Raw genomic sequence first — 14,850 nt, forward strand, 5'->3', positions numbered from 1 at the left:
TTTCAAAGTGATTATGAGAATAAAGAAGCATTTGGGTGTTAAAAAAATCTAAATTCAGTTTCACATTTTTCCATATACATGACCCAAATCAAAAAAGCCGAAATTGGTTTTATAAGTTGAAAATAATCGAGCCACATAATCATTCTGTTGTTGGGTATATGATTCTAAAACCTTGGCCTTTATTTTTGGGTAATGATCAAAAATTTCAAATATATTTATTTGTGGAATCACATAAATTTGAGCTTTCTCTGATGCCACAACAGCATTATATATCCTTCTTGCATCTGGTATTAAGGCATTATCTCCAAACGATCTATTTCCATTCAGTATCCCTAAGCTTTCAAATCGATCTTGAATATCAATGGTTAATGAAATTTCTCCCTTTTGAATTAAGTAAAGGGCATGACTGGGATCATCCCTAAAGAAAACTACTTCATCTCTTTTGTATACTCTCATATGCATAAACGGTAAGAAATGCGACAGTTGCTCAAAGTTTAATTGCTCAAAAATTTTCACCTCCTTCAAGAACTGAAAAAGCACCATTTGTTTATGGTCATAAGTTTTCCTAAATGGATTTAGTATTTTCATAATATGTAATTCTTAATATTCTGCTGCTCGATTTTTCTACTTTAAACAGATCGGAAAATTTATAACCTACTACCCAAACAATTTCTTCATTGCATTTTAAAACGATTGTTTGCTGCTTCCGATGCAAGGGTACTTTTTGATCGATCAATATATCACTTATTTTTTTCTTCCCCTTCATTCCTAATGGCTGAATTTTATCGCCCTCATGCCAGATATCTATTTCAACTCTACCCTTTAATTTGTCATAATCAATAAACGCTACATTGGGCTTTTGATTAAAGTTTACTACTTGCTGATCTATAAACTCCCATGCTAGTAATCCGAAAGGTACTTCAACACTATCCTCCTTTAAATTTAACTCCCTAGGAAAAAAGGAATAGTAGTCTTCATTCTTTGCTCTAATTATAAAAATAAAATGGCGATCTACACTCAAAACATAATCCGAGCCAAACAATTGAGCCCCTACCCTACTAAAATCAAAAGACTGCAATTGCGTCAATCCAATTCCGTAGTCTGATAATAGTTCAGAAAGATAAACCAAAGCATTCTCGTTTTCTAATATGGACTTATCAATTTTTACGTTCTGTCCTTCATTTTCAAAATACTTATTCGATATCAAAGCCAATTTTTCTTTCCAGGCTGCCTCCGTTGCCCGCAAACGCACAGCTGTCTGCTGAAAACCGGCAACCATATTAGGATTTATAGATAGCAATTCAGGAATTATATGGTGTCTGATTCTATTGCGCGTGTAATGGTCAGAGTAGTTGGAGATATCCTCTCTCCATATAATTGAATTATCTTCGGCAAATTTTTGCAATTCTTCTTTTTCTGCAAAAAGCAATGGTCGCACTATATTGTCATGCAAAGGTAAAATGCTTCTGAGTCCACTTACGCCTGTCCCTCTGCTTAAATTCAAAAGAGCTGTTTCAAGTAAATCATTAGCATGATGGGCCGTTAGCAACTTGCTGAAGGAATACTCCTTTATTAATTCCTCGAACCAGCTGTAGCGTAATTTTCTCGCTTGTATTTGTGTAGAACCTACTTTCTTGATTTCAACTTTCTTAACAAAGACCCTAACCCCTAAAATCTTTGCCAAGTTTCTAACAAACTGCTCATCCAATTCAGAATCATTTCCTCTCAGCTGAAAATTCATGTGAGCTAAAGAGAATTGAAAGTTATTTAGTTTTAAAAGATGGGATAAAACCACTGAATCGAGTCCACCGCTAATGGCCAACAATAAATGTTCGTCCTTTTTGAAAAGTCTTTCCCTTTTAATAAAATCTAAAAATGATTCGCTTAACATATTTCTTTATGAAATTACTTAGATTTGCACAGAATTTGCTAACAAAAAGCAATCAAAAGTAAATTTATGAACTTCCATCGAATTATAGTCCTTTGTTTCTTTCTAATCTTATCCTTGAGTGCTAATGCGCAAAAAAACGGTGTTAAATACGGATCAGAAGGCTATCAAGAATTTATAAATAAAGGTAAAGATAGTTTCACTCGCTTAGTAAAAAATGTATGGTTTGATATTGAAAAAGAGAATGTTAAGATCAGTGGAGATTCTGCCCTATATTATGACAAGCAAGGAATCATGATTGTTTTTGGAGATGTAGTGGTCACCAAAAATGACACTATTGACATCACCTCCAGAAGATTAAACTACTACATTGATGAAAACAAAGCAGAATTAAGAAATAATGTGGTTTACGATGATGGAGATATGCGCATGACCACCAATTATCTAGATTATTACATGAATACGGAGGATGGCCACTTCTTTAATGGTGGTAAGTTGGTAGATGATGAGACTACATTAATAGCCAGAGAGGGTTATGTAGTAAATGCGGAAGATTTAATAAAATTCTACAAGGACGTTGACTTAACTAATCCTGAATATCAGTTATTGACAGACACCCTATTTTATCACAGAACAACCAAAATTGCAACGACATTTGGAGCCACTAAAACCATTCTGCAAAATGGAGAAGTAGTAGATGCCGAGAAGGGTGGTAAATTCTATACCGATAAAAAAAATGCACAATACTCTTCTGGGAAAATCACGACAGAATCTTATGAAATATTTGGTGACGAGCTATATTTTGATGATTTGACTCAAGAATCAAAAGCGAAAGGGAATGTACGGGTCATTTCAGAGGAAAATGACATTATTATCTTGGGAGATGAAGCCGCCACAAAAAAAGAGAAGGGGATTACAAAAATCTGGGGAAATCCAGTACTGAAGCAAGCGGTAGAAAATGACACTCTTTACCTGACTGCAGACACGCTAATTTCCATAGATTCAGAATTTGATTCACTCAGCAGGTTATTGGCTTACAATAATGTAAAAATCTATAAATCAGATTTACAAGGAGTATCAGATTCAATGGCTTATATGATGCAGGATTCTATGATATTCTTCTATCACGATCCAATTCTATGGAGTGAAGGCAATCAAATTGTTGCGGACACAGTTTTTATGGAAATTAAAAATGGGAAAGTGGATAAGTTGAATATGCGCAATAAAGCCTTTTCAATAAATCAAGATACCGTGCAAAATTTCAATCAAATAAAAGGCAGAAATATGACTGCCTACATGAAGAATGATGAAATTGATAGAATTCTTGTGGAAGGCAACGGTGAGAGCATCTATTTTGCAGTAGATGAAGAAACATTAGACCTTATCGGAATGAACAAAGTTCTATGTAGTTCGATGAGGATACAATTCCTTAATGGAGAAATGAATGATATTACTTTTTATAAAGATCCAGAAGGGCAATTCATCCCACCTCATGAAATTGAAGAACCTGAAACGAGGTTAAAAGATTTTGAATGGAAAATTGAAAAAAAACCTAATATAATTGACGTTTTAGGCAAATATGCACCTGTTCAAAAACAAAATACACAAGAGGGAAATCCAGCGCTTCCTAAGGAAACTAAGCTAAAAACTGAAAATTAAAACGTGGCTAACGTACACATGATTTATTTATTATGAGACAATTCCATTTTTTTAAAAAAAACATTAGAAATTACAAGAAATAAATCCTATTTTTACTAGTCAAACTTTTAGAGCCAAATGAAAATATTTTTTACCATAATTCTATCATTTATTGTTACCATCTCAGCATGGTCACAAGATATAATGGTAAAGAATTTGGATAAAGAAATAATTACTGGCTTTCAAAAAACAAACACGAAGACTTTTAAAATACAAAACTTCACTAATCTTAAAAAGTCCATTAAGATTAAACAAAGCATTGAAAATATTCAAGGAGGAAGCACTTTACTCATTTGTCACGAAGAGAATTGCAGCGACAATAATGAATCTTTAATCATTAACATTGCTCCCAATAGCATATCTTCAGAAATAAAACTTATACTAAACGGAGGATTGTCAAATTTAAATATCATTGCTTATTTGGAATTTGTCGATTTAGAAGTAGACAATATTGTAAAAAAAGAACTAGCTATTAAAGTAACAGAGAACAAGCCAAAAGATGTCTTTTTTGAAAAAGGAGATTTAATTGTAAATAGCTTTTTCCCTAACCCAGCAGTTAAAAATGCAATCATGGAATACAGCATCAATCCCAATGAAACAGAAGTTAAAATAACTCTTCAAAACGTACTTGGAAGCATAGTGGATACCTATGAGTTGAGCCCAGACGAAAATAAATTAAACATCAGTACTGAAAATTTCAACCCTGGCGTTTATTTTTATACACTTTCCATAAAAGATGAAGGTTTAGCAACAAGGAAATTAATTGTAAAAAAATAAGCTTTTATCCAATCAAATCAATTTTGCTTCGTTAGCAATAAAAAATTGCTCATTCCACAAAACAAATGTATATTTGCACCCTTATGCGAAATTCGTACAAAAACCTATTTATTTTAATTCTTCTAGCAACTGTAATTTCATCTTGTAGTGATTTTAGAAAATTGCAAAAAAGTGACGATTGGGAGAAGAAATATGAAGCCGCCATTAGATATTATGAGGAGGGCGAATATTATAGAGCCAATGTTCTTCTGGAGCAGATATTACCTATTATTAAAGGGTCAGAAAAGGCTGAGATTGCAAACTTCTATTATGGCTATACCTACTACTACCAAGAACAATACCTTTTAGCATCACATTATTTTAAAACATTTTACGATACTTTTAACAGGAGTCAATTTGCTGAAGAGGCCAGGTTCATGTTTGGATATTCATTATTTCAAGACTCACCACGTTACAATTTGGATCAAGCAAGTTCAAAGGAAGCTATTACTGCGCTTCAAGGATTTATTAATCTTTATCCCAATTCCGAGTTTGTTCGGAAAGCAGATGCTGCTTTAGGACAGTTGAGGTCTAAATTGGAACGAAAAGCGTATGAAAAGGCTTTATTGTATTATGATTTGAAAAAATTCATGACTGGTGAATATCTGAAAGCTGCATTAGTTGCTTTTGATAACTTTCAGGATGATTTTCCAGGTTCAACCTATACAGAAGAAATTCAATATCTAGAAATAGAGGCAATGTATAATTTAGCAGAGGTAAGTATTTATTCTCTGAGAAAAGAACGTTATCAAGAAGCTATAGACTTCTACGAGATATTCATTGACACCTACGATGAAAGTAAATATTTAAAAAAAGCAGAAAAAATCTACGAAGACTGCTTAGAACAAGTTAGAAAATTAAATTCATAAATTAATATGGCAAATCCATCAATTACAACTAGAGACACAGAGGAGCTTGTAAAAGATACTGATAATATCTATCAAACTGTTGTAGTGGCTTCAAAAAGGGCTCGACAGATTTCAAGTAATGTGAAAGAAGAATTGAGCAATAAACTTGCTGAATTTGCTTCTACCGTAGATAATCTTGAAGAGATTTTTGAAAACAGAGAGCAAATTGAAATCTCTAAATTCTATGAAAGAATGCCTAAGCCTACAATTATGGCTATGGAAGAATTCTTAGAAGGTAAAGTATATTACCGAAAGAGAGAAGAAGAAGAGGAGAAATAAACTTGGTAAATGCTCCAAGGTAAAAAAATAATTTTAGGAATAACGGGTAGCATTGCAGCATACAAAACTGCAATGTTGACCCGTTTATTGGTTAAAGCGGGGGCTGAAGTTCAGATTATCATGACTGATGACGCAACTGAATTCATCACTCCTTTGACTTTAAGTACTTTAAGTCAAAAGCCTGTTCTATCCAAGTTTGTCAAATCAGAGTCTGGAGAATGGAACAATCATGTTGAATTGGGTTTGTGGGCGGACCTATTATTAATAGCACCTGCTTCTGCCAATACCATTGCAAAATGTGCAAACGGAATTTGTGATAATTTACTATTGGCAACCTACCTGTCTGCGAAATGTCCTATTGCCTTTGCTCCTGCAATGGATTTGGATATGTACAAACACCCATCTACATCTGAGAACCTTAGAAAACTTGAATCTTTTGGTAACATTGTAATTCAAGCCGCATCTGGTGAGTTGGCAAGTGGTCTTGAAGGCCAAGGTAGAATGCAAGAACCTGAATATCTAGTGAAGAAAATAGAAAAAATTCTGGACGTAAAAAAAAAGTTTAAGGGCAAAAAGGTTATCATAACAGCAGGACCAACTCAAGAAGCTATTGATCCTGTCAGATTTATTGGTAATCATTCTTCCGGAAAAATGGGTTATGCCATAGCCAAATCTTTTTTGAATGCAGGCGCTCATGTTACCTTAATTTCAGGCCCCTCGTCCTTACATCCACCTTCAGCGTTATCTACTTACTCTAAAATACAGACTGCACAAGAAATGTACGCAGAAGTTGACAAACACTATGATACAGCAGACATTATAATTTTTGCTGCAGCAGTAGCGGATTATCGACCAAAATCAGTTGCCAAAGAAAAAATAAAAAAGCAGTCGGAGGCTATGACAATTGAAATGGAAAAAACCATTGATATAGCCAAAACTCTAGGTGCAAGGAAGAAAAAAAATCAGCTAAATATAGGTTTTGCTTTAGAAACTGAAAATGAAGAAGAAAATGCATTAAATAAATTGAAGAATAAAAACTTCGATTTGATCGTTCTTAATAGTATGCGGGACAAAAATGCAACATTTGGTCATAACACTAATAAAATTAAGATTTTTAGCGCCAAGGGTTTAGTAGCTGAAACAGAACTTCTAGACAAATCTGAAGTCGCTGAAATAATTGTAAACCAAATACATAAATTGAGCATCGAGAATGAATAAACTAGCCCTAGTACTCTTTATTTCAATTTTCAATATCAGCTGCTTAATCGCTCAAGATTTATATTTTCAAGTAAAGGTAGATGCCTCAACTGCAAATACCTCCGAAACTCGAATCTTTACGAACATGGAAAATTCATTTAGTCAATTCCTAAATGAAACAAAATGGATGCAAGAAGATATTGAGCTATTTGAAAGAATCAAAGGAGTAATGGCTATAAATATTACTGGAATCCCAAGAACGGGTAGGTTTGAGGCTCGAATGCAAATACAATCTGTCCGGCCAGTTTACAATAGCAATTATGAATCAATCATGATTAATATAGCTGATAGAAACCTAAACTTTGATTTTACGGAGTCTCAGCCTTTACTTTATTCTCAAAACAGCTTTAATGATAACTTGGTGAGTATTTTGGCTTTCTATGCCAATTTTCTGTTAGGAATGGATTTTGACAGTTTTTCTGAATTAGGTGGACAAGAATACTATGATGAAGCCTTAAACATAGCTAGATCAGCTAATCAACAGGGATTTAAGCCGGGTTGGGAACAGTTCGGAAATATTGAAAGTAAATATTCCTTAATTCAATCCGCCTTAAATTCACAACTAGAACCGGTACGCAAAAGCCTGTATCTGTATTACAGAAAAGGTTTAGATTTAATGGAAGAAGATCCTGAAGCAGCAAGAAAGTCAATTATAGAGGCATTGGAAAATATTCAAAAATCCAATAAACTAAACCCCAATTCACCATTTATAACACTAATAATTCAGACTAGAGCAGATGAGATTGTACAAATTTTCACAGAGGGTGATTTAGCACTTAGAAGAAAAGCTTATGAAATTATGAGAGAATTAGCTCCTGCTAATTCGGAACGTTACGAAGTAATGATTGAATAAAAGATCATATTTCATATTCATAGTATAGGATAAAGAATCTTTAAAAATTTATTGAATACTGCGATCGAAAGAATTTACTATCCGCAATTTTTAAGTAAATTAGCCCTGCGATAAAACTAAATCCTAATATGCTTCAGAAGCTTTTGATTAAAAATTACGCCTTAATTCAAGAACTTAATATCAACCCATCAGCTAAGCTAAATACTATTACTGGAGAAACAGGTGCTGGAAAGTCGATCATGTTAGGTGCAGTAGGATTACTCATCGGGAAAAGAGCTGATACTAAAGTATTATACTCGGAAGACTCAAAGTGTGTAGTTGAGGGCATTTTTGACATCTCCCAATATAATCTTTACCCATTTTTTGAAGCGGAAGACCTAGACTATGATAAAGAATGTGTTATCCGAAGGGAAATAAGTGCGAGTGGAAAATCAAGAGCATTTATTAACGACACCCCTGTAACGCTGGATATCCTCAAGAACTTAGGAAATAACCTGATGGATGTTCATTCACAACACGAAACATTGTTGATTGGGGATCAAGACTTTCAATTAAAAATCATTGACGCATATGCTGGAACAATAGGAAGTCTTAAAACTTATAAGACATTATTTAATACCTATACAAAGGCAAGAAAAAACCTTCAGGCCTTTCAGGAAAATTCTGCCCAAATGCAGCAGGAAAAGGATTTTAATCAATTTCTTTTTGACGAGTTGGATAAAGCACAATTAAAATCAAATGAGCAGGAAGAACTAGAGGAGAAATTAGAAATATTAGAAAACGGTGAACTGATAAAGTTAAAACTTTCAGAAGCCTATCAACTCCTAGATGGACAGGAATTTGCTGCTGTTCATAATTTACATCAAGCCAGCGAAAGTCTGAAAGCTATTCAAGCATATGGAAAAGATTTTCAAGAATTATCGGAAAGACTAAACAGTAGCTTTATAGAAATCCAGGACATTGCAAAAGAACTTGAAATCACAGCAAATGAGTTTGAACATCAGCCTGAGGAATTAAGTCAAACACAAGAGCGACTTAGCCTAATTTATTCATTGCAACAAAAACATCATGTTGACTCAATTGCTGAGTTAATTAAAATAAAAACTGAATTAGAGGAGAAATTGCTAGCGGTAGAAGATATTGAGGGCAGTGAAACAAAACTGCAAAAAGCCATGGATCAAGCTTTTTCAGAAATGGATCAAAAGGCTAAAGAAATTAGTAAGCAGAGGGTAAATCACTTTGAAAAACTCGAAATAGAGTTACAATCGCTTCTCGCTGGACTAGGAATGGAAGACGCTATTGTTAAAATCGATAATCAATCTAAAGCGCATGATAAAAGTGGCGTGGATGACATAAAAATCTTATTTACTGCCAATAAGGGTGTTGCAACTCAAAATCTAAAAAATGTTGCTTCAGGAGGTGAATTTTCCAGGCTAATGTTTGCCATAAAATATATTATGGCTGATAAGATAGCAATGCCCACTATAATTTTTGATGAAATCGACACGGGTATATCAGGTGAAGTTGCTATTAAAATGGTGAATATGATGCAGAAAATGGCAGAAAACCATCAGGTAATTACTATTAGTCATTTACCTCAGATAGCAGCAAAAGGACATCAACATTACTTTGTTTATAAAGATAATACGGCTGAAAAATCAGTTAGCAAAATTAAGCTATTAGATGAAAGTGAACGCTCTCTTGAAATAGCCAAGATGATTGGCGGAGAAAATCCTAGTGAATCGGCTATTCAAAGTGCTAAAGAGTTATTGGCTATCTAAAATTACGACACTAGCAAATTACATCCTCTAATATCTGAATTATCAAACCTGCCCAGGACCTTGAATTTACCATCTTCTTGTACCAAGCCTACATCTTGAGTTTCTATAAATGCGCAGCTGTCGATATTGGCTAAATCGATCACATTTAAGCCCCCGCTTCTTTTGTCATGAAATTTAATATCGAAAGGATCATTAACTTCTCGAACCATAATTTTCATACTATGACTTGGTTCAAAAACACCATTTCCCTTACTATAACTTTGTGAAAGAAGCTCAGTCATACCATATTCTGAATGTATTTTAGTGACTTTTAATCCAGTACATAAAATTCTGTGGAGTTCTTCTCTGGTGATTTCTTTTCTTCTCCCTTTCATCCCTCCTGTTTCCATGACAATGCAATCAGAAAAATCCACTTCATAATTCTCTGCTATATCCAACAATGCAAAGCTAACTCCCCAAACAATAATCCTTTTACCATTATTAAGATCTTTTAGTGCCGCTACTTTTTTAACTAATTCATCTATGTTATTCAAATAAAATCCTGATTCAGGTGATTTTGTTTTTTTTATAAAATCATCCACCATAGCCACCAGTGAAGATCCTTCTCTTTCTAAATAAGCTGGTAAAAGAGCCAAAATGATGAAATCCTCCAGTTTACCATATTCATTTTCGAAAATATTCTCTGCATGAATTAAATAATGATCCAACTCTTTGACATAATGTTTACTGCTAATTCCAGATCCAGTTCCGCTACTTTCAAAAATTGCCTCAAAATCATTGGACGCATCGGCATTAGTTATAACCTTATGCTTTTTAAAAAAATCTATAGGTAAATATGGGATCGAAGATAAATCTTTTACGGATTGGGCTTCAATATTTAGAGCTTGAATATATTTTTTATAAACTAAATTGTATTTACTTTGATAGTGAAATAGATTTAAAGCAAAATCTTGAAAATTTTTAACGTTCAAGGCATCAAATTGCTTTAAAAAGCGTTCTCTTTCTGACATTTGTAAAATTATTATGCAATACAATATTAAAAATAAGGCACGTCATCTCATATTTAATTCTAGTATTATTATTGGATTTTTAACAATCCTTACAGCCTGCCCTACTCCACCAGAATTCGAAGATGTTCCCAGTATTGAATATGAAGACGTTCAGTTCAGTATTATTACTGACACCTCCGCAAGCGGTCAACCTCTAAACCAAGACGTTATCAGCGTATCTCTTTCTTTTGAAGATGGTGACGGTGACTTAGGGTTAAGAAATAGCGAAAATGAACCTCCGTACCATCAATTTGATATCCCTCTGAATGAAGAGAGAGAACTGATTTTCTTTGGGAGCTCGCCAGAGTTGCCACCATTTAATTATTATGACTATAATATATTTAGAGACTCCATAATTGTGAATAACACATTACTCGTAAATGACACTGTTTTGGTTCGGTTTAATGAACGCCATTTCAATATATATGTGGCCTTTTTTGTAAAACGTCCAGGAAATAGTGATTTTGAACAATTTGAGTGGGAATCTGAACCTGGTTTTTATCAATCCTTTCATGGTAGATTCCCTATTCTTAATACTGAGAATTATGATCGTCCACTAAATGGATCATTGACTTATGAAATCAAAAGCGTTGGTTTTAGGGCTACATTTCGCGATTACCCCATGTACTTGGAAGTTTACATTCTAGATAGAGCAGGAAATAGAAGTAATATTATTCAAACGGAAACTTTTCAATTGATAAATAGAGATTAATATTTCCGAATAATGAAATTGTAAAGGCACTACTTTATAGTAGTGCCTTTTTGTTTGAAACTTGTACCACTTCAATTTCCAATCTTCATTTTCATTTTGGTCTTAGTTTCACTTTTCTCTTCTTTAGATGCTGCCGTGGAAATGCTATTTAAATTCGGAATAGGCTTATTTCCCGCCTTACTGCTTTTCACGTAGTACTTTTTCGCCTGAGGCAGTAGTTTATTCAAATCTTTCACTCGCGTATCACTACTTGGGTGCGTACTTAGAAATTCTGGTGGAGATCCACCAGATAAAGCCTTCATCCTTTTCCAAAATTCAGGAGCTTCAGCAGGATCATATCCCGCTAACGCCATAAACTTCAATCCTAATTCATCTGCTTCAGACTCATGTAATCTACTGAATGGCAAGAGCGCTCCAACAGTGCTCACTCCGGTATAAGCCGTCATAGCAAGTGCTTGCGTTTGCTCTGGCTGTTCTCGAAGGGCTACACTTAAAGCCATTCCTCCCGCCTGCTGTGCCAATGCTTGAGTCATTCGCTCACCGCCATGCTTAGCTACAGCGTGTGCAACTTCATGCCCCATAACGACAGCAATACCTGCTTCATCCTGACAGACTGGTAAGATCCCCTCATAAAAAGCAACTTTTCCCCCTGGCATACACCATGCATTTACCACGTTTTCAGCAATCAAGTTAAACTCCCATTTAAAGCCTTCAGTGGCATCACCCAAATTATTCTCTTTGAGATATTGCTCCACGGCATCTTTAATTCGGTTACCTACCGTTTTAACCATTTCAACCTGAGCAGAATTTGAAGAAATTCTACTTTCTTTCATCACCTGATCATAAGAACTAAAACTGGAAGAATTCAATTGACTATTGGGAATGGCATTGAATTGTTTTCTATCTGTAAGTGGTACTTTTTTACAAGCAAATAGTACTACCACTAAAAGAATCAGAGAAAATATCTTTTTCATATTCATGTTTTTTGATAAACGAATTATAAAATTACATTTTTAAATCCTTTAAATACCATCTAAAAGATTTCTTTCATAATTTAACGAAACTTTCATTTTTATAGTTAAAAGAAGTCATATTTTTGCATAAATTTCCCACGAATGAAGATATTGGCTATTGGCAGAAATTATGGTGACCACATTAAAGAGCTTAAGAATGAGCGACCTGACGAGCCCGTAATTTTCACTAAACCCGACACTGCCATTCTTAAAAACAATGAGCCTTTTTATTATCCTTCTTACAGCCGTGATATTCATCATGAGCTAGAGTTAATTATAAGAATCTGCAAAGAAGGAAAATTTATCAGAGAAGAGCACGCCTCCAAATATTACGATAAAATTGGATTAGGTATTGATTTTACAGCTCGGGATTTACAATCAAAAGCAAAAGAAAAAGGCCTACCTTGGGCAATTGCTAAAGGATTTAACGGATCTGCACCTATTTCAGCTTGGCTCAACAAAGATCAATTTGAAAATCATCAAAACATCAATTTTTCATTAAAAGTAAACGGGCAAATAAAACAAGAAGGAAATTCCTCGTTAATGCTATTTTCAATTGATTATATCATTGCCTATTTATCACAATTTTTCACATTAAAAACTGGTGATATCATTTTTACGGGTACACCAAAAGGTGTGGGTCCTATTTCAATTGGAGATCAGTTGGAAGGTTTTATAGAAAATCAAAAATTATTGGATTTTGAAATTAAATAAATCACTTACTACACTTCTAATATCTTTACTTAGCTTTCCAATTTCGGTTTTAGCTCAAAATTCTGATCCCTATACTTTTCCCATTCGTCCTAACAAAACCAATTTCTTGTCAGGCACCATGGGTGAGTTGAGATCTTCCCATTTTCATGCTGGCATTGATATCAAAACAGGCGGTATGATTGGAGAAGCTGTTCATGCCACAAAAAGAGGATACATTACTCGTATTAAAGTTTCCACCTCTGGATATGGAAATGCATTATACATGCTCCATCCAGATGGAAATACATCTGTATATGCACATCTAAATGAATTCGCTACTGAAATACAGAGTTATGTTAAAAGTGAACAGTATAAACAACAGACATTTGAAATAGAGTTATTTCCGGAACCTTACCAATTTGCTTTTAAGAGTCAAGAAGTAATAGGGATTTCGGGAAACACAGGGGGGTCTTTAGGTCCACATCTTCATTTTGAAATTAGGGATAAGCAGCAAAGAGTTTTAAACCCACTCCATTACGGTTTTGATGAAATAAAAGATAATATCCCTCCAATTGTCCAAGGTTTTGCAATTCGTCCAATGACAATTTCTTCTAGAATTTCAAATCAATTTGAAAGAAAGGAAATTCCATTAAAGAGAAATGGATTCAATTATAAGGCAGAAGACACCATCTCAGCCATTGGCGAAATTGGATTAGAATTATGGGGTCATGATAAATTGAATGGCTCCGCAAATAAAAATGGAATTAGTATTATTGAAGTATTTGTCAACGGGGAAAGGCACTTTAAACAAGATATAGATGTAATGAGCTTTAGTTTGCAAAGGCATATACTTGTGCACTACCCTTATGATGTAAAACAAACTAAGGGTGGTACTTTTCATAAACTTTATGTAGATGACGGAAACAAACTAAAATTCTATGACACCAAAAGTGAAAATGGAGCTTTAACAATAGAACAAGGTAAGGTATATGATATTAATATCTATATGTATGATCCTTATCAGAATAAAAGTAATTTAAGTTTAACAATAATAGGAGAAGATCAAGACCTATTTCTAAATGAAAATATTCCCTATGATATTGACGGTTTAGATTATAGAATTGAAAATGAAGTACTAAAGGTCTTTACTCAATCAAGTTGCGAAGGAGAGAAGGAAGAACTGAATTTAAATTTTGAAGGCAGAATTGAGAGCATCTTACCTGCTTACTATTCAAAAAATACAGTAGTGTACCTATGGCACCTAAAGAACGGAATTCCAAAATCAATCCTCAATTGTGAAAAGGGAATGAACCTTCCAGAAATAACTGAAATAATTCCAGGCGAGAGTAAAGAGGTAGAATTAAATAATATGAAGATTTCATTCAGTTCATATTCGCTATTTGACAGTTTATATTTACAAACTTTATATGAAATCAAGACTTCAGATTCCCTAGAAATATTTTCATTAGAACCCACATCAGTCCCTTTAAAAAGCACCATAGAAATTGAATTAACCCCACAAAAAGTATACGCTGATCAAAAACACACTCACATATATAAGACCGATGATTCTGGTAACTTTTCTTTTGAGGGTGGAGAATGGAATAATGGGAAAATAGATTTCAACACTAGGGAATTGGCAGACTATACACTTTTAACCGACAGTATTTCACCATTAATAGAAGCCAAAAATAATCTTAACTTTGTAATCAATGATGAGCTCTCCGGAATTAAATCATTTGAAGCTCGATTGGATGGTGAATGGGTCTTGCTAAAGTATGAACCTAAAGATAATTTGATTTGGGTAGATTGGCTCAATAAAGAAATGAAAAGATCCGGTGAGTTTAGTTTAATTGTAACTGACAATGCCGGAAACAAAGCAGAATATCTCACTAAACTATAA

At 34.0% G+C, this 14,850-nt stretch carries 14 protein-coding genes; 10 read left to right on the forward strand and 4 right to left on the reverse strand.

The window, feature by feature from the left end:
* Positions 1–60 precede the first annotated feature (60 nt).
* Both Q3Y49_RS16705 and tilS read right to left on the reverse strand, forming a co-directional pair.
* Positions 61–588, reverse strand: coding sequence for a Crp/Fnr family transcriptional regulator (locus tag Q3Y49_RS16705; protein WP_303269754.1), 528 nt, complete (start codon positions 586–588; stop codon positions 61–63).
* Positions 566–1,891, reverse strand: coding sequence for a tRNA lysidine(34) synthetase TilS (tilS, locus tag Q3Y49_RS16710; protein ID WP_303269757.1), 1,326 nt, complete (start codon positions 1,889–1,891; stop codon positions 566–568). Before tilS ends, Q3Y49_RS16705 begins: the two co-directional genes overlap by 23 nt.
* Positions 1,892–1,957: 66 nt before the next feature.
* Between tilS and Q3Y49_RS16715 the strand changes: the two genes are divergently transcribed.
* The 7 genes from Q3Y49_RS16715 to recN all read left to right on the forward strand — a co-directional run bounded on the left by Q3Y49_RS16715 (position 1,958) and on the right by recN (position 9,480).
* Complete coding sequence (locus Q3Y49_RS16715; RefSeq protein WP_303269759.1) at positions 1,958–3,547, forward strand: OstA-like protein; 1,590 nt, start codon at positions 1,958–1,960, stop codon at positions 3,545–3,547.
* A gap of 117 nt (positions 3,548–3,664) precedes the next feature.
* Positions 3,665–4,363, forward strand: a complete 699-nt coding sequence (locus Q3Y49_RS16720; RefSeq protein WP_303269760.1) for a T9SS type A sorting domain-containing protein — start codon at positions 3,665–3,667, stop codon at positions 4,361–4,363.
* An 83-nt stretch (positions 4,364–4,446) separates the two neighbouring features.
* Positions 4,447–5,271 carry an outer membrane protein assembly factor BamD gene (locus Q3Y49_RS16725; RefSeq protein WP_303269761.1) on the forward strand — a complete coding sequence of 275 codons (825 nt, stop codon included), beginning with the start codon at positions 4,447–4,449 and terminating at the stop codon, positions 5,269–5,271.
* Positions 5,272–5,277: 6 nt separating this feature from the next.
* A complete protein-coding gene (gene rpoZ, locus Q3Y49_RS16730) occupies positions 5,278–5,589 on the forward strand; it encodes a DNA-directed RNA polymerase subunit omega (RefSeq protein ID WP_303269762.1) in 312 nt (103 codons plus the stop codon).
* A gap of 9 nt (positions 5,590–5,598) precedes the next feature.
* Positions 5,599–6,807, forward strand: a complete 1,209-nt coding sequence (gene coaBC, locus Q3Y49_RS16735; RefSeq protein WP_303269763.1) for a bifunctional phosphopantothenoylcysteine decarboxylase/phosphopantothenate--cysteine ligase CoaBC — start codon at positions 5,599–5,601, stop codon at positions 6,805–6,807.
* Positions 6,800–7,699 (forward strand): type IX secretion system protein PorD, encoded by a 900-nt coding sequence (gene porD / locus Q3Y49_RS16740; protein ID WP_303269764.1) that lies wholly within the window; start codon positions 6,800–6,802, stop codon positions 7,697–7,699. Before coaBC ends, porD begins: the two co-directional genes overlap by 8 nt.
* A 128-nt stretch (positions 7,700–7,827) precedes the next feature.
* The gene (gene recN, locus Q3Y49_RS16745) at positions 7,828–9,480 is read left to right on the forward strand and encodes a DNA repair protein RecN (protein ID WP_303269765.1); all 1,653 of its coding nucleotides are present in this window, start codon (positions 7,828–7,830) and stop codon (positions 9,478–9,480) included.
* 2 nt (positions 9,481–9,482) lie between these two features.
* Here recN and Q3Y49_RS16750 read toward each other — a convergent pair whose 3' ends face one another.
* The gene (locus Q3Y49_RS16750; RefSeq protein ID WP_303269767.1) at positions 9,483–10,490 is read right to left on the reverse strand and encodes a LuxE/PaaK family acyltransferase; all 1,008 of its coding nucleotides are present in this window, start codon (positions 10,488–10,490) and stop codon (positions 9,483–9,485) included.
* A gap of 13 nt (positions 10,491–10,503) precedes the next feature.
* Between Q3Y49_RS16750 and Q3Y49_RS16755 the strand changes: the two genes are divergently transcribed.
* Entirely contained in the window at positions 10,504–11,241 is a 738-nt protein-coding gene (locus Q3Y49_RS16755) for a hypothetical protein (RefSeq protein WP_303269769.1), read from the forward strand.
* Positions 11,242–11,312: 71 nt separating this feature from the next.
* On the opposite strand, the gene Q3Y49_RS16760 is transcribed toward Q3Y49_RS16755, so the two are convergent.
* Positions 11,313–12,215 carry a M48 family metallopeptidase gene (locus Q3Y49_RS16760; protein ID WP_303269770.1) on the reverse strand — a complete coding sequence of 301 codons (903 nt, stop codon included), beginning with the start codon at positions 12,213–12,215 and terminating at the stop codon, positions 11,313–11,315.
* Positions 12,216–12,356: 141 nt separating this feature from the next.
* On the opposite strand from Q3Y49_RS16760, the gene Q3Y49_RS16765 reads away from it, so the two are divergent.
* Both Q3Y49_RS16765 and Q3Y49_RS16770 read left to right on the forward strand, forming a co-directional pair.
* Positions 12,357–12,968 carry a fumarylacetoacetate hydrolase family protein gene (locus Q3Y49_RS16765; protein WP_303269771.1) on the forward strand — a complete coding sequence of 204 codons (612 nt, stop codon included), beginning with the start codon at positions 12,357–12,359 and terminating at the stop codon, positions 12,966–12,968.
* The gene (locus Q3Y49_RS16770) at positions 12,955–14,850 is read left to right on the forward strand and encodes a M23 family metallopeptidase (RefSeq protein WP_303269772.1); all 1,896 of its coding nucleotides are present in this window, start codon (positions 12,955–12,957) and stop codon (positions 14,848–14,850) included. The genes Q3Y49_RS16765 and Q3Y49_RS16770 overlap by 14 nt, the downstream gene beginning before the upstream one ends.

The organism is Marivirga harenae, assembly GCF_030534335.1.
Classification (GTDB): Bacteria; Bacteroidota; Bacteroidia; order Cytophagales; family Cyclobacteriaceae; genus Marivirga; species Marivirga harenae.